21 protein-coding genes are annotated in these 20,060 nt (G+C 55.2%); 6 read left to right on the forward strand and 15 right to left on the reverse strand.

What is annotated here, in order from left to right; genetic code table 11:
* Nucleotides 1-437 precede the first annotated feature (437 nt).
* Together ACEN8E_RS12050 and ACEN8E_RS12055 are read left to right on the forward strand one after the other, a co-directional pair.
* Nucleotides 438-1,022 carry a HEPN family nuclease gene (locus ACEN8E_RS12050; RefSeq protein ID WP_495592794.1) on the forward strand — a complete coding sequence of 195 codons (585 nt, stop codon included), beginning with the start codon at nt 438-440 and terminating at the stop codon, nt 1,020-1,022.
* Nucleotides 1,023-1,096: 74 nt separating this feature from the next.
* Nucleotides 1,097-1,612, forward strand: a complete 516-nt coding sequence (locus tag ACEN8E_RS12055) for an HNH endonuclease (protein ID WP_495592795.1) — start codon at nt 1,097-1,099, stop codon at nt 1,610-1,612.
* Nucleotides 1,613-1,692: 80 nt separating this feature from the next.
* On the opposite strand, the gene ACEN8E_RS12060 is transcribed toward ACEN8E_RS12055, so the two are convergent.
* A complete protein-coding gene (locus ACEN8E_RS12060) occupies nt 1,693-2,541 on the reverse strand; it encodes an ankyrin repeat domain-containing protein (protein ID WP_495592796.1) in 849 nt (282 codons plus the stop codon).
* Nucleotides 2,542-3,046: 505 nt separating this feature from the next.
* Here ACEN8E_RS12060 and ACEN8E_RS12065 point away from each other — a divergent pair.
* Nucleotides 3,047-5,017 (forward strand): hypothetical protein, encoded by a 1,971-nt coding sequence (locus ACEN8E_RS12065; protein WP_495592797.1) that lies wholly within the window; start codon nt 3,047-3,049, stop codon nt 5,015-5,017.
* A 906-nt stretch (nt 5,018-5,923) separates the two neighbouring features.
* Here the strand turns inward: ACEN8E_RS12065 and ACEN8E_RS12070 are convergent.
* Nucleotides 5,924-6,361, reverse strand: coding sequence for a hypothetical protein (locus ACEN8E_RS12070; protein ID WP_495592798.1), 438 nt, complete (start codon nt 6,359-6,361; stop codon nt 5,924-5,926).
* A gap of 312 nt (nt 6,362-6,673) precedes the next feature.
* Between ACEN8E_RS12070 and ACEN8E_RS12075 the strand changes: the two genes are divergently transcribed.
* The gene (locus tag ACEN8E_RS12075) at nt 6,674-7,279 is read left to right on the forward strand and encodes a transglycosylase SLT domain-containing protein (protein WP_495592799.1); all 606 of its coding nucleotides are present in this window, start codon (nt 6,674-6,676) and stop codon (nt 7,277-7,279) included.
* Nucleotides 7,280-7,417: 138 nt separating this feature from the next.
* Here the strand turns inward: ACEN8E_RS12075 and ACEN8E_RS12080 are convergent, their stop codons facing one another.
* The 4 genes from ACEN8E_RS12080 to ACEN8E_RS12095 all read right to left on the reverse strand — a co-directional run bounded on the left by ACEN8E_RS12080 (nt 7,418) and on the right by ACEN8E_RS12095 (nt 10,744).
* Nucleotides 7,418-8,056, reverse strand: a complete 639-nt coding sequence (locus ACEN8E_RS12080) for a hypothetical protein (RefSeq protein ID WP_495592800.1) — start codon at nt 8,054-8,056, stop codon at nt 7,418-7,420.
* A 215-nt stretch (nt 8,057-8,271) separates the two neighbouring features.
* Nucleotides 8,272-9,039, reverse strand: a complete 768-nt coding sequence (locus ACEN8E_RS12085; protein WP_495592801.1) for a sterol desaturase family protein — start codon at nt 9,037-9,039, stop codon at nt 8,272-8,274.
* Between the two features lie 575 nt (nt 9,040-9,614).
* A complete protein-coding gene (locus tag ACEN8E_RS12090; RefSeq protein WP_495592802.1) occupies nt 9,615-9,809 on the reverse strand; it encodes a hypothetical protein in 195 nt (64 codons plus the stop codon).
* A 92-nt stretch (nt 9,810-9,901) separates the two neighbouring features.
* Complete coding sequence (locus ACEN8E_RS12095; protein WP_495592803.1) at nt 9,902-10,744, reverse strand: NAD(P)H-binding protein; 843 nt, start codon at nt 10,742-10,744, stop codon at nt 9,902-9,904.
* A gap of 178 nt (nt 10,745-10,922) precedes the next feature.
* On the opposite strand from ACEN8E_RS12095, the gene ACEN8E_RS12100 reads away from it, so the two are divergent.
* Nucleotides 10,923-11,588, forward strand: a complete 666-nt coding sequence (locus ACEN8E_RS12100) for a TetR/AcrR family transcriptional regulator (RefSeq protein ID WP_495592804.1) — start codon at nt 10,923-10,925, stop codon at nt 11,586-11,588.
* A 253-nt stretch (nt 11,589-11,841) separates the two neighbouring features.
* Here the strand turns inward: ACEN8E_RS12100 and ACEN8E_RS12105 are convergent, their stop codons facing one another.
* The 6 genes from ACEN8E_RS12105 to ACEN8E_RS12130 form a co-directional block, all read right to left on the reverse strand.
* On the reverse strand, nt 11,842-12,072 hold the full coding sequence (locus ACEN8E_RS12105; RefSeq protein ID WP_057714650.1) for a hypothetical protein: 231 nt from the start codon (nt 12,070-12,072) through the stop codon (nt 11,842-11,844).
* Between the two features lie 130 nt (nt 12,073-12,202).
* A complete protein-coding gene (locus ACEN8E_RS12110; protein WP_495592805.1) occupies nt 12,203-12,424 on the reverse strand; it encodes a hypothetical protein in 222 nt (73 codons plus the stop codon).
* 124 nt (nt 12,425-12,548) lie between these two features.
* Nucleotides 12,549-13,628, reverse strand: a complete 1,080-nt coding sequence (gene modC / locus ACEN8E_RS12115; protein ID WP_495592806.1) for a molybdenum ABC transporter ATP-binding protein — start codon at nt 13,626-13,628, stop codon at nt 12,549-12,551.
* A 3-nt stretch (nt 13,629-13,631) separates the two neighbouring features.
* On the reverse strand, nt 13,632-14,312 hold the full coding sequence (gene modB / locus ACEN8E_RS12120) for a molybdate ABC transporter permease subunit (protein WP_495592807.1): 681 nt from the start codon (nt 14,310-14,312) through the stop codon (nt 13,632-13,634).
* Nucleotides 14,313-15,080 carry a molybdate ABC transporter substrate-binding protein gene (gene modA / locus ACEN8E_RS12125; protein ID WP_495592808.1) on the reverse strand — a complete coding sequence of 256 codons (768 nt, stop codon included), beginning with the start codon at nt 15,078-15,080 and terminating at the stop codon, nt 14,313-14,315.
* Between the two features lie 126 nt (nt 15,081-15,206).
* On the reverse strand, nt 15,207-16,274 hold the full coding sequence (locus ACEN8E_RS12130; RefSeq protein WP_495592809.1) for an NAD(P)H-dependent flavin oxidoreductase: 1,068 nt from the start codon (nt 16,272-16,274) through the stop codon (nt 15,207-15,209).
* A gap of 216 nt (nt 16,275-16,490) precedes the next feature.
* Here ACEN8E_RS12130 and acuI point away from each other — a divergent pair, with 216 nt between their 5' ends.
* Nucleotides 16,491-17,474: an acrylyl-CoA reductase (NADPH) gene (acuI, locus tag ACEN8E_RS12135; protein WP_495592810.1), complete on the forward strand. Its 984-nt coding sequence runs from the start codon at nt 16,491-16,493 to the stop codon at nt 17,472-17,474.
* Here acuI and ada read toward each other — a convergent pair whose 3' ends face one another.
* From ada to ACEN8E_RS12150, 3 genes are all read right to left on the reverse strand, one after another.
* Nucleotides 17,475-18,539 (reverse strand): bifunctional DNA-binding transcriptional regulator/O6-methylguanine-DNA methyltransferase Ada, encoded by a 1,065-nt coding sequence (gene ada / locus ACEN8E_RS12140; protein ID WP_495592811.1) that lies wholly within the window; start codon nt 18,537-18,539, stop codon nt 17,475-17,477. It abuts the gene before it with no gap.
* Nucleotides 18,540-18,626: 87 nt separating this feature from the next.
* Nucleotides 18,627-19,307: a DNA oxidative demethylase AlkB gene (alkB, locus tag ACEN8E_RS12145; protein WP_495592812.1), complete on the reverse strand. Its 681-nt coding sequence runs from the start codon at nt 19,305-19,307 to the stop codon at nt 18,627-18,629.
* On the reverse strand, nt 19,297-20,001 hold the full coding sequence (locus ACEN8E_RS12150; RefSeq protein ID WP_495592813.1) for a 2OG-Fe(II) oxygenase: 705 nt from the start codon (nt 19,999-20,001) through the stop codon (nt 19,297-19,299). Before ACEN8E_RS12150 ends, alkB begins: the two co-directional genes overlap by 11 nt.
* Nucleotides 20,002-20,060 lie beyond the last annotated feature (59 nt).

Here is a 20,060-nt window from a genome sequence, read left to right on the forward strand (position 1 = left end):
AGATCTCTTCGTCCCAGTGCAACAAACGAGGCCGGTAGGGTGATGGGCGTACTCGATCAGATCAAAAATAAGTGGGTGGAGTAACAATTCGCTCAGGCCGGGTACAGCTGGCGCCGGACTGGGGGGGCGGGAATTGATGAGCCAGAGCTATACGACGAGGCTGGATAAACTGTGGCGGGTCGAGGCGTTAAGTCGTCGGTTCCGGCCGGGTGATAAGCAGAGAGCGGCCAGAAGCGGACGACGGGCAAGCGGAGGTCAAATTTTAGCTATGCTTTGTCTACTGTCAGAAGTTGATGAGCACCATTGGCTTGCCGTCCATATGCTCTTTCTCTTTAGATAGCATGCATTAGCCTAAGTGCGCTCTTGATAAATCTAGTACTTGGGATGTGGAAAGAGGCCGTTGCGCTAGGCTATTTCGTATAGAGAGGATGCAACAATTGGAACTACAAAACTACCCCTTGGAGTTTGTCGAGCGCACTGTCTCATTAATTGAATCACTTTCGGCTGATGCTGAGAATAGAGGCCTTGATGTTACTTTTCTGCTTAATTGCTTGCTCGGACTAATTGTAGCTACATCTGAAAATACAGCAAGATACGAAGTAAAATCGCTCGATAAAAAAATATTGGAATTAGACAGTATGTGTTTGATTCCTAAAAAAATCGCATATATTGACCTGGCAAGTGCGCTCAAGGGTTACAAAAAAGAAATAAATGATAAATCTTTAATCAATCAAACCGATGAAATTATTTCATTTGAATCAAAGGTGCGTGTCAATGGATATAATCAGGCGCGCAATATGAAGTTGAAAGAGTTGCTTAAAAAAATAAGAAACGGCGTTGCTCATCAAAATCTGGCACCACTAAATAGTGACGGAAAGTGGAAGGGGGTTAAGATATGGAATTACAGCAAAGAGGGCATAAAAGATTTTGAAATTGAGTTTGAGGTTGCCGAGCTAAGAGATTTTTCCATATTTCTAGCAAGTATATATGTTGATGAGCTAAAGGCTAACTTTAAAGGATAGTGATGCTGGTGATAATTTTCTTCTAAATATTTCTCCCCTTTAAAACAAGCTGCTTATACAGGCTGGCAAATAAAATGACCACTCCTTACAACTACAAAAACTGTCAATCCCTGTTTGGCTACGCATTTGACGTGCATGCTCGCTCTAGCGGCACCTGCCAACTATGCGGGTGTGGTGGCGCCGAACTGACTTTCGACTTGTGGCGCCAGATGACTGTTGAGCACATTATCGGCAAAAGCCAGGGAGGGGGGCTCAAAGATATTCGCTTGGCTGTTGCTGAGCGATTTCCGGAGTTATCTCTTGAAGATTGTGAGATTTTGTCCAAGGCAATTGATGCTGTCAATACGGTGACTGCCTGTAGCTTCTGCAATTCAACTACAAGCAGAAACCATTGTCACATAAGCATGACTAACATTATTCAGACATCATCCAGCGAGCCTGGGGAGGTCGTCAAACAGGTCGCCGCAATGTTACAACCTATCCTAGAGCAAAAGCGTGCTGACGTTCAGTGGAAGCTTGAATCGGTGCGTCAAGAATATGAGTCACGCTTTTTGAGCCTTCGGACTGCGCCACCGAGTGTTGTCAGGTGACAACCGTATGTGGACTCCTCCCCCGAAATACTCAATGGCGATAGCTTGTAGGGCGAGGTGCTCCAAAAACGCTTCGGTGTTTAGCTCCCCCCTTTGGACTGGAGATACTGCGCTACCCGCCGGTTCCCCATCACCATGGCGGCGCGGTATGGCGTGTCCCCATCTTTGTTTTGCAGCTTCAGACTGGCTCCATGGTCAATCAAGAGTTGGACGATCTCCATGTGTCCGTAATAGGCGGCCATGATCAACGCTGTGTCTCCGCCAGCTTCGGTCCTCACGTCCACACGGACCTTCTTGGCCAAGAGCGATTTCACGCAAGCGGTGGCTCCGGCTTGGGCCGCGTGGCTGAGTGGAGTGTACCCAAACTTCACACCTTTGGGATCAGGGTTGGCACCTGACTTCAGTAGAAAATCCAGCGCTTCACATTTGCCTGAGGCTGCGGCAGCGTAAATTGCTGATGAGCCTTCGAAAAGCCCCGGTACACCCTTGTCCTTTGCATTCACGTCGCCACCTTGAGAGAGGTATATCTTGAGCGTTTCTAGGTCGCCCTGTTCCGCCGCCTTGGTGAAATGGCCGACCGTCACCCGCCCGCTCGGATTCGCTTGGGGCGCAGGTGCCTGCGCAGAGACTGGGGAGGCCTTTACCGCTTTGGATGGGTCGCAAATGGCGATCCCCTCCTGCAATAGACTGAGCATCTCAGTAGGTTCGTACCGTTCACTGCCGTCGCGCCAGTCCTGGGATTTAGCCATCGACCTCGCAGTACCATTGACGGCGTATGTCGCCCCCTGCGTCTGCGTGGTAATGATCTGCTTGTCACCCTCCATCCGGCAGCTGACCTGGTCGGCTGCCATAACTCCAGCTGGTAGCGTCAAGGCCAGTGTTGCCCAGATGAACAAGTAGCTAAAACTGCACGGCATATAGATCTCCATCTTGATTCTCCCTATGCCCGGCACTTGACTTGCGTGAGCTTCTGGCAGCGGTTCCGGTATACCTTGCTCAGCATAGGACACAATTTAGTGGCCAATAAATTTGATCGGAGTCCTCGGGTTCAGGTTATCGTCTGCGACGCTGGAGCGCCAAGGCAGGGGGCAGTACATTGAGCACTTGCGGCTCGCGGAACGTTAAATTCGGGTTCGGGTGGGAAGTGGGTTGTTACGCCAGGCGGCTATCGGCCCGGAGTGTGTAAAAGCGCAGACACCGTTGGGAAATCTGTGTTGCTACGTAAAATCTGCCAGAGCTTGGCTAGTCAGCAGACCTGAAATTTGCGTAGGAGCGCAATTTTCGCTCTGGTTCTGACCGTCAAACCTACCCTGAAACGTTTTTACACAGCCTCTTACATTTTTATAGCGAAAAAACGGTTGTTTAGCTTATAAATAGCTCGTCAGAAAATCACTAGCCAGCCCGTGATCGTCGAAAACTATGGATAGCACCTCTATGACTTTTAAATCTTTTGACCCTCTTGAATTTAAAAATACGGCTGTAAATGAGGCTGCACTAGGGGCGCTCAAGCGAGAAATTGAAAATATTCTTAGCTCATATGTAGGGTGGTATGACCCCTTCTGTGAGTTAATACAAAACTCTCTCGACGCAGTAGAGGCCAGAAACTCGCTAGAACAATCTTCAGGTTCAATAGCATCATACACCCCTAAGATAAATATCATTATTGACCTAGATGAAAACACGCTCACCGTATCCGATAACGGTATAGGTTTAGATAAAGAAAAATTTGAGCAATTTTTGGCACCGAATTTTTCTTTTAAATCTGGAAAAACAAGGGGGCACAAAGGTGTTGGAGCCACATATGTTGCTTACGGCTTTAATTTTATGCGTATTTCAACCAAAGTGCCTGACTTCGAGGCTTCAGGCAGAATCGTAAACGCTCGAAACTGGATAAAAAGCACTGCATCCGGAGCGAACCCAAAAGTCGAGCCAATTACGACAGCTGACACAGACCCTGAGTTCCAGAATTTTGATAGAGGCGTATCAATAAACGTTCGATTTGATGACACCACTCATCCAAAAAAATTAAACTGGATCAAAACAGAAACAGCTGAACAATGGCATAAGATACTTTCAATAAAAACCGGCCTAGGTTCAGTTCAGCCAGACAGTACTGTTATCACCACGGTAATTGTTAAGTCGAACGGCATAACAACTACCCACGAAGCAAAAGGAACCGGTTATCTTTGGCTTCACAATTCCACCGGGAAAAGCGCTGCTATACGAGACATCGCAGACGAATCAGAAAAAACATTTGCCAAGTTTGGCGCAAACCGAAAATTAAAAGACAAGTATAGAAATCTTGATTTCATGCATGACACCTGGACGGCCTCCGAGCTAGGTGAGATACTCAAAGGCAGATTGGACGAAGAGGATATAAATGTATTAAGTACATACTCTCCATCTGTTTCTGTAGAGTTTGGATCAACCACAAAAATATGGCAGCAGTTCAACGACTCGCTAGGCATCAGAAACGGCTACAAAGTTCTTAACACAGGTATCCAGTTAGCTGCCAACAACATGCCGCAGGGTGAAACACTTATTGTTCCACTAAAGCGTTATACCGGTAGACAAAACCAGGTACATTTTTTAATCCACTTTGATAATTACACGCCTGATCTCGGTCGAAAAGGTTTTCACAGGGAGCTATCGGACTTTGCTAAAAGCGTAAGTCAGAAGCTAATGGAAAACCATCTTTCAAAATACTATGGGCTAATGAAGCCCAATACAGGCGTGTCCCCCGATCTGGTTAGGGGGATGCAAGTTAGTAATTGGAAAAAAGACATGTTAGGGCATGAGGCCGCGAAACCGCTAGAACTCACAAATAAACATTTCTTCTTGCCGGTCGAGCGAGTATCTATAACATCCGACCCAACTCGAGAACAGGATGTTATCGCCTTATTTCATCAGCTAATCGCAGGTGGCGTTATTCGAGGGCTGCGCATCATGTCTACAAATGAGCGCTTCACTTACGATGGATTATTCAAAATAGGCTTCGATCTCAAAAAAGACCTTTATATATACGACGAAGAAAAAAACCCATTAGGCGTATCCGAAGAAACGGTTGATGGGCTCTTCGGAATGATTACCGAACCAATGATCCTCGAATACAAATTTAGCCTGGATGGACTGATCGAGGATTTTGAAAGCAACGACAAAAATATAAAAGATGTAGATATGTGTATAGCCTGGGAAACTGGCGAATTGTATCTAGAAAAATACGGCATAACATCGTTATTAATCTCAGATAATGCATCTCAGCGCCAATATCACGGCGTGACACACATTCTTCAAGATTTAGAAACAGGCGCAAGGCACTGCGACCTAATCATTCTAGAAGAACTTATAAAGCACTTGAACGACCCAAAAGCATCCGAGGAATACCAAGTTAAAAAATACGAATAGAACGACAGCTCGGTACACAATGAGCGGCAAATTTTATACAAGCCGCTCATGTCCGACTACTTAGTAGTTCTATTCCCTCCCAGCGCACATCGGCAACTAGCAAGAAGCTCTTCCATCACTGGCCGCTTAACGCTCGTACTGAGTGGTCAGCTTTGTTAGAAAACGGACAAATGCGAGCGATGGCTTCGGGTCGTTCTCGGCCAATCACCAAAACAGGCGCTGACCACGGATGGAATCGCCCCTATGCAGGTAATTCGAGGTCCGGCGCAGGGTCATATATGGTAGGGCGTGGCAGATCGGTCGTTGATTCGTATCGCCACCGGGCAACATAACCTGGACAGTTGATGCTGCTCGATAAAGCCATTAGGGAGGGGGGAGGTCAAAAGTCTGGAGCCTTTGCCTCAAAGACCGGTCCCTATCCGTTTCAACCATAAATTCGTCGTTTTTTTGGCAAATCGCCGTCTTGGGCGAACATGAGGGAGTGCCGGGAGGTGCTGCGTCATAACATCTGAGCGATCGCAGTATCGTCCCGCGTGCGTAAACTATTTTTCCATCACTTCAACATTCGCATTCCTAACCACCATCCCGAAACGGGGGGAGGTCGCTGGCACGATAGGCGACCGACTGGAGGCGAAGAAGAAGAGGGTACTTCCCGTTTTAGGTATACGTTTAGGTATACATGACGAACTTTACAATAGAGAAATCCAGCAGTTTAGCGGTCTTTATCGGCTATGTTCGATCCCGGCTTCGGGCACCATGAATATCAAGGGCTCGCGTGAGATACCTCATGCAGGCCCTTAGTTTTTTATTATCGCAATTCCTCTCCTGTAGACGTCACCTTCTTCCCTTTGCGGTTGCGGATGTTTTGCTCAGTCATCACTATGGTGGTGTCACCAAGCTGGTCCATTACCTCCCGAATGTTACCGGTTGAATCAGAAATAGCCCCGTCCGCGGATCGAAGCGGCGCACAAACTGAACATGCCTGGAATCGAAGGGCTGATCGCTGGCCTCGGGTACTCTGATCACCTCGAAGTTGTTCATCCTGCGGATCACTATGAAGTGCCGGTTATTCATTGGTACGAAATGTCGGTTATGTATTGGTACGAAATGCCGGTTGTTTATTAGTACGAAATGTCGGTTGTTCATCGGTACAAAATGCCGGTTTCCCATATGAAACGAGCCACTGTGGAAATGTTGGAATTGCCCGCATTGCTGTGGCTGCCCACTGACCAGAACGGCCGGGTGAGGATTTTGACCTAGGCCACCACTGCTGATTGCCTCCAGCGAGAGGCTGCTTGCCAGAAGCCCCGCGACCAGGAACAGGAGCTGCTTGAAGATACGCATAGCGCTACCTCCGACGGTCCCCCCAACATTAAATTATAGTTCGTCATGGACCCCGGCCTGGCCTTGGCGCTGAAGTAGACGTCTAGCCAGACGGTGCCCCTTATTTCTTTGCATCGCAAAATCAAAAGTCTGCCCCGCAATTCATCCCGCTCTGCATCCGAATGTCTGTAATAGGGGCTTACAAAGCAGTCTCCCTAGAGGAGTGACGCGGTCGGGAATAATGCCTTCTCAGGTTTTTGCCTGTATCTGACTGACTCAGGCTCCTTGCAGTAAACGGGGGGCACCTTATGCCCTTGTTTTTGAGGATGATGAATGAAGCAAGGGCAAGTTTTACTGTTGGCTTTGTTGCTTATGTTTTTGACAGGTTGCACGACTGCACCCCCCAAGGACCAAGGCAATCTCTGCAGCATTTATCGTGAGTATCCCGACTGGTATGAGGACTCGCTAGAGATGCAGAGTGAATATGGGACGCCTCTGCATGTGGCCATGGCGATCATGAAGCAGGAAAGCAGCTTCGTGGCCGACGCATTGCCGCCTCGAGACTATCTGCTCTGGGTGATCCCCTTTGGGCGAGTCAGCTCGGCTTACGGGTATGCGCAGGCTCAGGATCCGGTGTGGGGCGAGTACAAGGGAGATACTGGCAATGGTGGTTCGCGTGACAGTTTCGACGACGCGATCATGTTTATCGGCTGGTACACCACTGGCTCCCAGCGTCAGCTCGGAATCTCCAAATGGGACACCTACAATCAGTACCTGGCTTATCACGAGGGACGTGGGGGCTTTAGCCGCAATTCCTATCGCAGTAAACCTTGGCTGATGCAGGTTGCCCAGAAAGTGCAAAAGCAGTCAGAAATTTACAACGCCCAACTCAAGCAGTGTCGCCAAGAGCTGGAAAACGATCGTAGTGGATGGTTTTAGCGCGGCAAACTATTGGTTTTGTCCAAAAGGGTGACTACCCCGACGTAACCTGGTTAATTTTCCGGAAGCCAATCGGGTTCATCCACCCCCTCACAGGCGAGCAATGCGATCACTTCGCAACGGTCGGGGGTTATTGTGTCAACCCGGCCCCAATGAATACCCCAGGATCGGCTGCAGGAAAATATGCGTGCTAACGTGGGCTGTTTCTGCCGTTACAAAGCCATACCGCCAGTAGAGGAAGCCCCAGAGAATGCCTGCCAGTATGAATCGCACGGCGACGTAGAGCAAAAAAACTGGCGTTATGTGCGGCGGATAAAAACTTGCTTCGTTGAGCAGCATGGGGATGGCCTGGGCGAGAACGATGGCGACCCAGTAAGCGTTTTTGGGGGGTAGTCCTTGCGAATTTCGCCAGGCAAGCCCTATGCCCCATACCACAGCCGACATGAAAAATAGTCGGTAAAGAATGTTCTCGTTGAACGCGCGCAGCATGAAGTAAATCATGCGCTCGGATAGGGTGAACTCGGAAAAATAAGCGACGTAACGCGGCGGTAACAGCTGCCTGAAAACTACGACGTCGATGGTCGCTATATATATGGCGACGAGCAGCCCGATACCAAAAGCGACAGCAATAGGATGACTAAGATCATGGGGCGCCAGTCGAAGGCCGGTGCGCTGCGCAAAAAAAATTCCCAGGCTCGTGAGTGCAAGAAATAGCACGACACGAATCCACGGCATGTCGCCGGTGATGGCGTTGAAGACGATATCGAAACCTGCCATTGACGCAATCACCGCACCGACGAATAGAAGCGTGCCGGCCGGTAGCCAACTCGAACGAGGTAAGCTTTTTGAGAGCGCCTGGATATGCATGGGATTTTAAAAAAACCACTCCATGAATCAATGAACCCGCTTCGGCGGATTTTTTTCGCGAGGTCAACCTGCATCAGCAGCAGCGCGAACCGCGCGCCGTCGTGTTTGTCTGCAACTGATCCGTGCTACTTCGCCCGGGCGGGCCAGATGACCGCATCGATCAGGCCGGACGGCGGTTTCTTGTCGTCGAGGCCGGTGGGTGGAAACTCCCCCGCGCGCGGCTGGCGGTAGGTGCCGAACAGCACGTCGAAGATCGGAAACAGCCCTGCAAAATTGCAGTCGTAGTGCTCAGGTAGCGCCGAGTGGTGAATGCGATGATATTGCGGCGAGTTCAGAGCGAACGACATGCGGCCGAAACCAACTCGGATATTCATGTGGGAGAACACGTTGTAGAAACTGATGGCCGCGTAAAGGCCGACGATGGCGGGATTTGCTTTGAAGATCACCCCGGCGAGCATGAAGATCGTCAGCATCTTGATCCCGTGTTCAGCCCAATGATGCCGGCTGGTAGTGGTTGCGTTTAGCGCCGTGTCGCTGTGGTGGAACGAATGCATGGCCCACATCACCGGAAAGCGATGCTGCGCACGATGGAACAGGTACTCCATGAAGTCGAGCGTGAAAGCATAAAGCAGAAAACCGAGCAGCAGCCCCCATCCAGTGTTCGGCAGATCGATCCAGCCACCGCCCGCAGCATTGACGGCGACAACCGTGGCAACGGAAACCAGCGGAACAATTGCGGCCTGCGCCAAGGCGTACAACAGTGTGTAGAGCAGATTAAAGCCAGCCGACTTTAGTGGTTGCACTTGGGCTGGATTGATGCGTTCGATGAGAAGGGCGATCACGAAGATGGCCAACAGCGGGATGGTACCGATCAAGGTGGCTTTAATGTCCATATTCACCTGCTCTTCTCAAAGTAGTGTCTTACGAACAGCGGTATTGGCATTTTTTTATCGATCTGGCCGCTTCTTGTTCCTGGTCACCACATCAACCATCCGCTTCGGCGATTTTTTTATGATAGCAGCCCATGGCCACTCCACAACGAGAAGCCACTGCGGCGCTTCATCGACTGGAAGGGCAGGTTAAAAGTCTGGAGCCTTCGCCTCAAAGTCCGGTCCCTGTCCGTATCAACCATAAAATCGTGTTTTTTTGGAAAATAGCCGTTTTAACCACCATCCCAAAACGGGGAGAGCGCTGATGATCACAGGTGCCGCCCGGCGACGGCGAAACGGGGGAGGGCGTCGGCACGATAAGCGGCCGGCTGGAGGCGAAGTAGACGAGGGAACTTCCCGTTTTAGGTATGGATGACGAATTTAATAATAGTTAAATCAAGTAATCTCACGATTCTTAGCTGGTATGTTCGACCCCGTCTTCGTTTTCTAAAATAAAGGGCTTGCAGCGAAAGCGAATGCAAGCCCTTGTTTGTTTCTGCTCCACTATTTCGATCTTGATCGTGGTTGCCTGATGCTTTTCAGGGCGCAGGTTCTGCCTTGCGGCGATCGCTGCCGGCCGGGTTGCCGGTATTGATCAGCCTTCTTTCCAGCAGCACGTTTTCCAGTGCCTGGCGGTCTGACGGATTCATTTGATGCTCTCGCTCCTTGAGTTCCAGCAGTATCGGCGTGGACCACTGGCGGTAGGTTTGTTCGGCACTACGATTGAGTGACATGGGGTTCTCCTTGATCAGGCTCCTGCCAATTAAGGTGCCGCAGTTCGATACGCAAAAGACCCTAGACGAGGAACCTTGTTCTCGCCAATGCGTTACGTCGGGCTTGCATCTTCCCAGATGCCCGTAGCGGCAGTGCGCTGCACATAGTCGCTGAAGTCGCGTGCCGGCCGCCCCAGTGCCCGCTGTACTCCATCGGCTATTGGCGTGTTGCGGCCATCGAGCACAGTCGTGAAGAGATAGAGCACCAGGTCGATCAACGCCTGGGGAAGTTGTTGCTGTTCCATGGCCTGTCGATAGGCGTCCGCCGGGACGGCCACGAATTCGATGTTGCGACCTGTGGAACGGGCAATTTCGGTCACGGCTTCGGCAAACGTCAGTGCCCGAGGGCCGGTCAATTCATAGAGCTGGTTGGTGTGTCCGGATTGGGTCAGTGCGGCGACGGCACACTCGGCGATGTCTTGCGCATCGACAAAGGGTTCAGCGACCTGGCCGACGGGAAGTGCGAGTTCGCCTTGCACAATGGGTTCAAGAAAGTGCGCCTCGCTGAAGTTCTGGCAGAACCAACTCGCCCGAAGAATCGTCCAGTCAATCCCGCTGTTCTGTACGACGCGTTCGGCCTGTTCCGCTTCGACTTCACCGCGACCGGATAACAGGACCAGTTTGCGGACTCCGCTTTTAACCGCCAGGTCGGTGAACGCCTGGATGGATTCCACGGCGCCAGGAACGGCGAGATCCGGTTGAAAGCAAATGTAGACCGCATGCACGCCATCTATCACCGCGTCCCAGGTTGATCGATCTTCCCAGTCGAAAGGGGGATTCGCCTCGCGGGAGCCTCGGCGAACGGCCAGGCCGGCAGCTTCGAGACGTTCTGTGATTCGCCGCCCGGTTTTGCCCGTGGCGCCAAGGACCAGCGTGATTGGTTGATCGGTTTTCATCGCGTTCATCTCCATTGGTTAATGTGAGTGATGCTCATGTTTAAAAGATGATAGATCCTCATGTTTTTCCGTCAACCCGTCAGTTCGAGTTCCCCGACGTGCGGTACCTGTTATTGGGTGTTGGCAGTGGCGATGCTAAGGTGAGTACATGTCACGTTATTGATCGGGAAATTCACTGGTGCGCAAAAAGACTCCTGAAGCCCTCGAACAGCCTGCTGCAGAAGCTGTTCGACGCAACCCCACGCAACAGCGCAGCCGCGAACGTCAGGAGCGGATTTTGGCGACGGCGACTCTATTGATCGCGGAAAAGGGCAGCGATCAACTCAAGATGAGTGAAATCGCCGAACGCTCCGAGATTTCGATCGGATCGCTTTATCAGTATTTTCCAGACAAAAGTTCCATCATCCGCACGCTGGCCGAACGCTACAACGCTGAAAGCCGTCGTTGCATTGCGCAAGCAATGGAGGCCGTCGAGGATGCCCAGGGCTTGCAAGCCGCCTATACGCAGTTGCTCGATCTGTATTACGAGATCGTGATGGCGACACCGGTGATGCGTGACATCTGGTCCGGCATGCAGGCCGACAAGCAGTTGTTGCAACTGGAGCTGGTGGAGAGCCGGGTGGCGGGCGCACTACTGGCCCAGGCGATGCTTCGCGTGTTTCCCGACATTGATGAACAGCAGGTGCAGGAGTCGGCGTTTTTGATCTGGCACCTGGGCGAGGCGACCATGCGCCTGGCGGTTACTTGTGCACCGCAGGAAGGGCGAGCACTGGTCGAGGCGTTCAAGCGCATGTCCCTGCGCGAGATCATGGAGCCGGCGCGCAAGGGCATCGACAGGCAATAACATGACGCCTCTGTTCATGGCTTTTTCTTCCGATTGAGTCCTCGCGCGGGCAAACGGCCAGTCGCTCGGTCCAGTCGGAACGCCAGTTATTGGCAGTGTGGGCGGTTGGTTTTGCGCAACAAAAATCCCGGCGCCGGGCCGGGTTGTGGGAGAGGAATGAATCCTGGCAGGCAGCCGAACGTTCGGAGACGTCACCGTCACCGATCATGCTGCCCGAATCGGGCCTGTCCTCGTACCGTAAGTCCGTGACGGATCATCTGAACCGAGGCAGAGGCCGGTCGACAGGTTTAAGAGACGACAGCGTGTGCCGGATCAGTGGCGTGTCCTTCTCGATGTCGTTCAGGCGATCACGAATTCTGAGAGCGGTGGGGTGCCCGCCTTGATGATCGACCCAATCGGCGATTTCCTTGCAAGCCGCAGCCAAGCGGGCCTGACGGGAGTCCAGCAAGGTGAGCAGGGTGGTGATGGACTCTTTTTCGGACATGGGAGACACCTCCGTTCAAGAAACCTGGGTGTGGCAGCAAAAAGCCCGCCTGGAGCGAGCTTTCTGCCGATGGGGTCGCTGATCCTTCAGCCATATCAGTATAGACCCGTTAAAAAGTGCTGACAGGTCGTCAGCTTTGTCGGACTGTCACTTGCGATTTGGCGTTCAACTGCCGGCAAACACGCAGGGCGTCCTCTTCAACATCGTAGCCATCTCCGATGAAGCCTTGGGTACGGGTATCGGCAATGCGATACCAGACCGCGGCATCGGGCGGCAGATGGTCAATTTCACCTTCGCGGCGGCCATGGATGATGATCTTGTTGCAACGCTTCACGACGAAAATGTCTTCCATGGCCTCTCCGCAGCGGTTTTCTGTTCACATCAACTATAGAAGCCATTGGTGATCGTGCAAAAAACAGACAGGTCAGTTCGTCGGTTCATGCGTCACCGGCCCCGGTGCGGGCGTGCCGTCGGGCTCACGCCAGCACCGCAACGGCTTTTATTTGCGCCCAGAGTTGCTGGCCAGGGTGGACGTTGAGTTGATCGCGGGAATAACGCGTGATGCGCGCCAGCAGTGGCGTGCCGGCGGCGTCCAGGCGAATCAGCACGTGGGCGGCGTTGTCGGCGTTCATTTCACTGACCACGGTGACCGGCAGGCGATTGAGGATGCTGCTTTGCCCGGTACTCTGCAGGCTCAGGCTCACATCGCGCGCCTGAACCTTGCAGCGCAGTGCCTGGCCCGTATCCAGTGGCGTATGAGGCACACGAATGCTGAGGGTGGTGTCGGGCAATTGCAGGCTGAGCAATTGATAGTCAGCGTCATAGGCGCTGACGCGACCTTCGATCACCACGCCGGCGTCGTCCCCCATCGCCAGCGGCAAGTCGAGGCGCGCCAGGGTCTGGCCGATCGGGCCGCTGGCCAGTGCCTTGCCGTTGCTGAGCAAGACTATATGGTCGGCCAGCCGTGCGACTTCATCCTGGGAGTGGCTGACGTACAGCACGGGGATGTCGAGTTCATCGTGCAGGCGTTGCAAGTAGGGCAGGATTTCGCTTTTGCGTTGGGCATCCAGCGCGGCCAGAGGCTCGTCCATCAACAACAGTTTGGGGCTGGTGAGCAAGGCGCGGGCGATGCCGACGCGCTGCCGCTCACCGCCGGAAAGGTGCTGTGGGTGCCGCTCCAGCAAATGGCGGATACCCAACAACTCGGTGGCGTGAGCCATGTCGACCCGGCGCTGCGATTTGGGGATGCGCTTGAGACCGAACTCCAGATTGGCCAGCACCGACAGATGAGGAAACAGGCTGGCTTCCTGAAACACGTAGCCCAGCGCGCGTTTGTGCGGCGCGACGAAAACCTTGTTTTCGCTGTCTTGCCAGACTTCATCGTTGACCAGGATAAAACCCTGATCGGCCCGTTCCAGACCGGCGATGCAGCGCAGGCACGTGGTCTTGCCCGAGCCGGAATGACCATAGAGTGCCGTGACGCCACGGCCTGGCAGTTGCAGGTCGACGTCCAGGGCGAAGCCCGGGTAGCGTAGTGTCAGTCGCATTTGAATCATCGGTCAGCTCCAGCCCGCTTTGGCTTTACGGCTGGAGTACAGCGCCAGCAGGACGGCAAACGAGAACACCAGCATCGCCCCGGCCAGCCAATGCGCCTGGGCGTATTCCATGGCTTCGACGTGATCGTAGATCTGCACCGAGACCACGCGGGTCTTTTCGGGAATATTGCCGCCGATCATCAGCACCACGCCGAACTCGCCGACGGTATGGGCGAAACCGAGAATGGCGGCGGTAATGAAACCGGGGCGGGCCAGGGGCAGTGTCACGCTGAAAAAGGTGTCCCAGGGGTTTGCCCGTAACGTCGCGGCCACTTCGAGCGGGCGCGTGCCGATTGCGGAAAATGCGTTTTGCAGCGGCTGGACCACGAACGGCATCGAATACAGCACCGAACCGATGACCAGCCCTGCAAAACTGAAAGTGAGGGTGCCAAGGCCGAGTGATTGGGTGAACTGGCCGATCAACCCGTGAGGGCCGAGCGCCAGCAACAGATAAAAGCCAATCACCGTCGGTGGCAGTACCAGGGGCAGGGCGACGATCGCCCCGACCGGGCCGCGCAACCAGGAGCGGGTGCGCGCAAGCCATAACGCAATCGGAGTGCCGACAATCAGCAGGATGACGGTCGTCAGGGACGCCAGTTTCAGGGTCAGCCAAATGGCGGAAAAATCGGCACTCGATAGCGACATTTAGATTTCGTAGCCGTAGGACTTGATGACAGCGGCCGCTTTCGGCCCTTTGAGGTACTCAACCAGTGCCTTGGCGGCCGGGTTGTCCTTGCCCTTGTTGAGAATCACGGCGTCCTGTTTGATCGGGTCGTGCAGGCTGGCTGGAACGATCCAGGCCGAACCGCTGGTGATCTTGCCGTCCTTGTAGATCTGCGACAGGGCGACAAATCCCAGCTCGGCGTTGCCGGTGGAGACGAATTGGTAGGCCTGGGTGATGTTCTGGCCTTCGACGATCTTGTCCTTGACCTTGTCGCTCAGCCCTTCCCTGGCCAACACCTGGGTAGCCGCCAGGCCATAAGGCGCGGCTTTCGGGTTGGCGATGGACAGGTGCTGATATTCGTTCTTTTTCAGCACATCGCCCTTGGCATCGACGTAGCCTTCCTTGGCCGACCACAGCGCCAGGGTACCGACCGCGTAGGTGAAGCGCGAACCCTTGACGGAGTCGCCTTCGGCCTCAAGTTTTTGCGGGGTGCTGTCGTCTGCCGAGAGGAACACTTCGAACGGCGCGCCGTTTTTGATCTGGGTGTAGAACTGGCCGGTGGCACCAAAGGAGGTGACCAGTTTATGCCCGGTGTCTTTTTCGAAATCCGCGGCGATGGCCTGGATGGGCGCGGTGAAGTTGGCAGCGACCGCCACCTGGACTTCGTCTGCCTGGGCTGAGCCGAAGGCAAATACGGCGAGAAGGCTCGCCAGGCAGGTAGGGGCAAAACGTGAGGCACGAATGGTCATGAAACGGCTCCGTTAAAAGGCAATTGCAGCAGGGGGTGAATCGTTATGTACAGAAATATATAGCGAATTGCCTTTAAACGGAATGTGCTGTCATAAAATTGTATACAATTTTAACGCAAAAGATGCTCAGGGGCGACGTAGCAGTCTCGCTAATCCCTCTTCCGCCAGTTGTCGAGTCAGTGCCGCGGTGGTCAATTCGACCCCGAGGGTAAATGCCTGGCCGGCCCAGAGGTTGCTGAAGTCCGCTTCACCTTTGGCCCGCAGCGGCATCAGCGCGCCACCGGCCAGGGGGAAGGCCGGTGCCTTGGCGCTCATGGGGCCCAGTTCACGCATCACCCGATTGAGAATGCCCCGGGCCGGGCGACCGGTGAACACGTTGGTGATGGCCGTCTCGCTTTCCCTGGCGGTGCGCAAGGCCTTGTGATGGGACGGGCTGACCTTGGCCTCTGGCGTGAACAGGTAGGCCGTACCGACCTGAACCGCCGAAGCGCCCAGCATGAAGGCGGCGGCGACGCCTCGTGCATCAGCGATACCGCCGGCGGCAATCACCGGTACTTTCACCGCATCGACGACTTGTGGCACCAGGGCGAAAGTCCCCACCTGGCTGCTCAGGTCATCGCTGAGAAACATGCCGCGATGGCCCCCGGCTTCGTAACCCATGGCAATGATTGCATCGCAGCCATGCTGCTCCAGCCACACCGCTTCGGCGACGGTTGTGGCCGAGGACAGCACTTTGGCACCCGTGGCCTTGACCCGGTCGAGCAGGGATTTTTCCGGCAGGCCAAAGTGAAAGCTCACCACTTCTGGGCGAAATTCCTCAACCACTTCGCAGGCCGCGTGATCGAACGGCGCCCGGTTGGACACGGGCGTTGGCGCATCGAAGTCGACACCGAGTTCCTGGTAGTAGGGTTGCAGCAGGTTTTTCCAGTCCTGCGCGCGTTGTTCATCAGGGGCTGGAGGCTGGTGACAGAAGAAGTTGACGTTGATTGGGCGCTGGGTGTGCTGACGGATCGTTTTCAGTTCCTCGCGCAATTGATCCTTGCTGAGCATCGCCGCTGGCAACGAGCCCAGCCCGCCGGCATTGCAGGCTGCAATCACCATGGACGAGTTCATGGCACCGGCCATCGGCGCCTGAATGATCGGCAGTTCGATCCCGAGCAGGTCAAGAATGCGGGTATCTGGCCATTGGTTCATGTGCAGTGTTCTCCGACGTTGAAGCAGGGCAGGGACGGTAGAACAGGATTTGTAACGCAACGACCGGTGCAAGGCCAGTCGTGATTTCGGCCGGCGTCGCCATTGCGCCCATGGATACCGCGATTGCCCGATTGGCTTAAAGTCGGGTACGGCAATCTGTTGCCATGTGTTATTTCAATTGCACCACAACCAGACTGATTCCATTGAGAGGCCGTGATGTTCAAAGGTATTTTCATCGACAAAGACGACAGCGGTTACCGGGCCACACTGCAAGAGATCCAGGACGATCAGTTACCCGAGGGCGATGTCACGGTGCGTGTTGCCTACAGCACGCTGAATTTCAAGGATGGCCTGGCGATCACCGGCAGCAGTCCGGTGGTGCGCAAATTCCCGATGGTGCCGGGCATCGACCTGGCCGGTGTCGTCGAAGCCAGCGGGCATCCGGACTACAAGGTCGGTGACCAGGTCCTGCTCAATGGCTGGGGTGTGGGTGAAGGACATTGGGGCGGATTGGCGCAGAAGGCTCGCCTGAACGGTGACTGGCTGATTCCGCTGCCCAAGGCGTTCACCACTGCCCAGGCGATGGCCATCGGTACGGCGGGCTACACGGCCATGCTGTGCATCCTGGCGCTGGAACACAACGGTGTAACGCCTGAGCAGGGCGAAATCCTGGTGACCGGCGCCAATGGTGGCGTCGGCAGTTTCGCCATCGCGTTGCTCAACAGGCTCGGCTATCGGGTGGTCGCGTCCACAGGACGTACGTCGGAGCATGACTACCTGAAGCAACTGGGGGCTGGTGAAATCATCGACCGTGCCACGCTGTCCTTGCCAGGCAAGCCGTTGGCCAAAGAACGCTGGGCGGCGGTCATCGATTCGGTCGGCAGCCACACCTTGGCCAATGCTTGCGCCAGCACCAAGGCCAATGGCACCGTCGCGGCATGTGGTTTGGCCCAGGGCATGGACTTTCCGGCATCCGTTGCACCGTTCATTTTGCGTGGTGTGACCCTGGCCGGTATCAACAGTGTGACCCAGCCCAAAGCCAGGCGCGTGGAGGCCTGGAGTCGGCTGGCCAGGGATCTGGACTTCAACCTGTTGCCGCTGATCAGTCACGAGATTGGCCTGAGCGAAGCCATCGAGGCCGCGCCGCGCTTGCTTGCCGGGCAGTTGCGCGGGCGCGTGGTGGTGGATGTGAATCGCTGATTACCGAGACTCGCGTTCCAGCAACTGGCGTTTGCGCTCGACACCCCAGCGATAGCCCGACAGATTGCCATCGCTGCGCACTACGCGATGGCAAGGGATCGCCACGGCCAGGTTGTTCGCGCCGCAAGCTTGAGCCACGGCGCGAACGGCTTTTGGCGAGCCGATGCGCTGGGCAACCTCGGCGTAGCTGGCCGTGCTGCCAACGGGGATTTCCCGCAGCGCTTGCCAGACACGCTCCTGAAACGCCGTGCCGCGTACATCCAGAGGCAAATCAAGGCCGATCGCCGGCGCCTCGATAAAGCCGACGACCCTGGCAATCAATTGCTCGAATTCATGATCGGCTCCAATCAGGTTGGCACGCCGGAATTTATCCTGCAGATCACAGACCAGTTGGTGCGGATCATCGCCCAACAGGATCGCGCAGACCCCGCGCTCACTCTGCGCCACCAGTATCGCCCCCAGCGAACACTGGCCGACGGCAAAACGAATGTCATTGTTTTGGCCGGCCGCGCGGTAGTCCCCGGGTTTCATGCCGAGCAGATGGTCTGCCGCTTCATAAAATCGACTGTTGGAGTTGAAGCCGGCGTCGTACAGGGCATCGGTCACCGAGCCGCCATCCGCCAGACGCTCGCGCAACTTGCGCGAACGATGAGCGTCGGCGTAGCCCTTGGGCGTCAGGCCGGTGACGGCCTTGAACACGCGATGGAAGTGGAAGCTGCTCAGCCCCGCCGCCTCGGCCAGCTCGCCCAGAGCAGGCAGCGTTTCTGCGCTTTCGATCTGGCGGCACGCGGCGGCCACGGTGGCGGCATGTTGTGCGGCGAGTTCGCTCTGATCTCTGGTTGCGCGTTTGCTCGGGCGATAACCCGCCGCCTGTGCCTGTTCGGCGCTGTCGAAGAATTCCACATTGTGTGGTTTGGGCAAGCGCGCGAGGCTGCTGGGGTTGCAGTAGATGCCGGTGGTTTTCACGGCATAGACAAACTGCCCGTCAGCCTTGGGATCGCGCGCGACCACGGCGGCCCAGCGCGGATCGTTTTCGGTGCTGATCTTGCTCGATTGGGTTGTCATGGCGTCACGTCCTTTGAGGGGTTGCCTGCACATTAACCATGGGGCAATTCCCACACACTCCGGCGCTTGCGGTCAAATTCGCAGTCTTTATCCGGCGGTACGGAAGGTGAAGTTGATGCGTTGCTCGCCGAGCCTCGGGTGATGGCCGTCCTTGATCGGCAACACCCCGTGATAACGCAGTCGATCGACGCCACCCCAGACCACGATGTCGCCATGCAGCAGGGGGATGCGCTGGCTTTTGTCGCTGCGTGCAAAGCCACCGAACAGGAACATCGCCGGCAGGCCCAGCGATACCGAAACGATAGGGGCTGCGTAGGAATGCTCGTCCTTGTCCTGATGCAATGACATTTTAGCCCCGGAGATGTAACGGTTGATCAGGCAGGAGTCCGGCACAAACTCACGGAACCCCGCTGCCAGCGCCGCCGCTTGCGCCAACTGGAAAAACACTTCAGGCATCCTCGGCCAGGGCTGACCGGTCTGCGGATCGTCGCGGGTGTAGCGATAGCCGCTGCGGTCAGTAGTCCAGCCGAACGTGCCACAACTGCTCAGGGCGACCGACATGGTAAAGCCGCCGGGCGTGACCATCTGCCGAAACGGCGCGGCCGCCAGCACTGCTTCCAGGGCGGGCAACAAGCGCTCAAGCCAGGGCAGGGCGAAGCCTCTGAGCACATAGGACTGTTCGCCGATCTGCTCGCGCCTGGGCTGCTGCTCGGGCTCGGCATTGGCAAACAGGTCATGAGTCAGCGGGTTCATGGGGTCATAAAGCATCGTGAAAGATGATTCCAAGGGTATATCGTTTGCCGCTGTGCAGGCGACTCACGCCGTGACGCAGGGTCACGCGGTAGTAACCGCGTACCCCTTTGACCGGCCGCTGGTTGACGGCGAATATCAGCCCGTCGCCTTTCTTCAGGCCGATGACCATCGGGCGTGACTGCATGCGCGGGCGCTGTTCGGTCATGACAAATTCGCCGCCGGTGAAGTCTTCATCCGGGGCCGACAGCAGAATGGCCACTTGCAGCGGGAAAACGTGCTCACCGTACAAGTCCTGATGCAGGCAGTTGTAGTCCTGCGGACCATATTGCAGCAACAACGGCGTCGGACGGTTCTGACCAGCGGCATGACAGCGCTCGAGAAAGGATTGATGAGAGTCTGGAAAGCGGGTCGGCAGGTCCATCTGTTCATGCCAGCGATTGGCGATGGGCACCAGCCGTGGGTAGAGCTTGCTGCGCAAGCGGGCCACAAGGTTCGGCAATGGGTAGCTGAAATACTTGTACTCGCCGCGGCCGAACCCGTGGCGAGCCATCACCACGTGGGAGCGAAAGGGTTCGGGCCGGGGGTACCAGGCGCTGACCTGATCACAAGCCTTGTGGCTCAACAGTGACGGGATGACGGCGCAACCGTCCTGATCAAGTTGCTGTTCCAGCCGGGGCCAGTCCAGGCTGTCCAGATATTGCTCGCTCATTGCCGGGCCTCTTGTTGGTGAGGTGGCCAGTCTGGAGGGCAAGGAGGAAGCAGGCACTC

The sequence above is a fragment of the Pseudomonas sp. Pseusp9 genome (genome assembly GCF_059491265.1).

Excerpts from the sequence above, each read along its gene's own strand:
- alkB (WP_495592812.1), bottom strand. The coding sequence starts at position 19,307 with ATGCTTTATGACCCCATGAACCCGCTGACTCATGACCTGTTTGCCAAT.
- ACEN8E_RS12085 (WP_495592801.1), bottom strand. The coding sequence starts at position 9,039 with ATGGACATTAAAGCCACCTTGATCGGTACCATCCCGCTGTTGGCCATC.
- ACEN8E_RS12060 (WP_495592796.1), bottom strand. The coding sequence starts at position 2,541 with ATGGAGATCTATATGCCGTGCAGTTTTAGCTACTTGTTCATCTGGGCA.
- ACEN8E_RS12095 (WP_495592803.1), bottom strand. The coding sequence starts at position 10,744 with ATGAAAACCGATCAACCAATCACGCTGGTCCTTGGCGCCACGGGCAAA.
- ACEN8E_RS12075 (WP_495592799.1), top strand. The coding sequence starts at position 6,674 with ATGAAGCAAGGGCAAGTTTTACTGTTGGCTTTGTTGCTTATGTTTTTG.
- ACEN8E_RS12055 (WP_495592795.1), top strand. The coding sequence starts at position 1,097 with ATGACCACTCCTTACAACTACAAAAACTGTCAATCCCTGTTTGGCTAC.
- ACEN8E_RS12130 (WP_495592809.1), bottom strand. The coding sequence starts at position 16,274 with ATGAACCAATGGCCAGATACCCGCATTCTTGACCTGCTCGGGATCGAA.
- ACEN8E_RS12065 (WP_495592797.1), top strand. The coding sequence starts at position 3,047 with ATGACTTTTAAATCTTTTGACCCTCTTGAATTTAAAAATACGGCTGTA.
- acuI (WP_495592810.1), top strand. The coding sequence starts at position 16,491 with ATGTTCAAAGGTATTTTCATCGACAAAGACGACAGCGGTTACCGGGCC.
- modA (WP_495592808.1), bottom strand. The coding sequence starts at position 15,080 with ATGACCATTCGTGCCTCACGTTTTGCCCCTACCTGCCTGGCGAGCCTT.
- modC (WP_495592806.1), bottom strand. The coding sequence starts at position 13,628 with ATGATTCAAATGCGACTGACACTACGCTACCCGGGCTTCGCCCTGGAC.
- ACEN8E_RS12090 (WP_495592802.1), bottom strand. The coding sequence starts at position 9,809 with ATGTCACTCAATCGTAGTGCCGAACAAACCTACCGCCAGTGGTCCACG.
- ACEN8E_RS12105 (WP_057714650.1), bottom strand. The coding sequence starts at position 12,072 with ATGTCCGAAAAAGAGTCCATCACCACCCTGCTCACCTTGCTGGACTCC.
- ACEN8E_RS12110 (WP_495592805.1), bottom strand. The coding sequence starts at position 12,424 with ATGGAAGACATTTTCGTCGTGAAGCGTTGCAACAAGATCATCATCCAT.
- ACEN8E_RS12080 (WP_495592800.1), bottom strand. The coding sequence starts at position 8,056 with ATGGCAGGTTTCGATATCGTCTTCAACGCCATCACCGGCGACATGCCG.
- modB (WP_495592807.1), bottom strand. The coding sequence starts at position 14,312 with ATGTCGCTATCGAGTGCCGATTTTTCCGCCATTTGGCTGACCCTGAAA.
- ACEN8E_RS12150 (WP_495592813.1), bottom strand. The coding sequence starts at position 20,001 with ATGAGCGAGCAATATCTGGACAGCCTGGACTGGCCCCGGCTGGAACAG.
- ACEN8E_RS12070 (WP_495592798.1), bottom strand. The coding sequence starts at position 6,361 with ATGCGTATCTTCAAGCAGCTCCTGTTCCTGGTCGCGGGGCTTCTGGCA.
- ada (WP_495592811.1), bottom strand. The coding sequence starts at position 18,539 with ATGACAACCCAATCGAGCAAGATCAGCACCGAAAACGATCCGCGCTGG.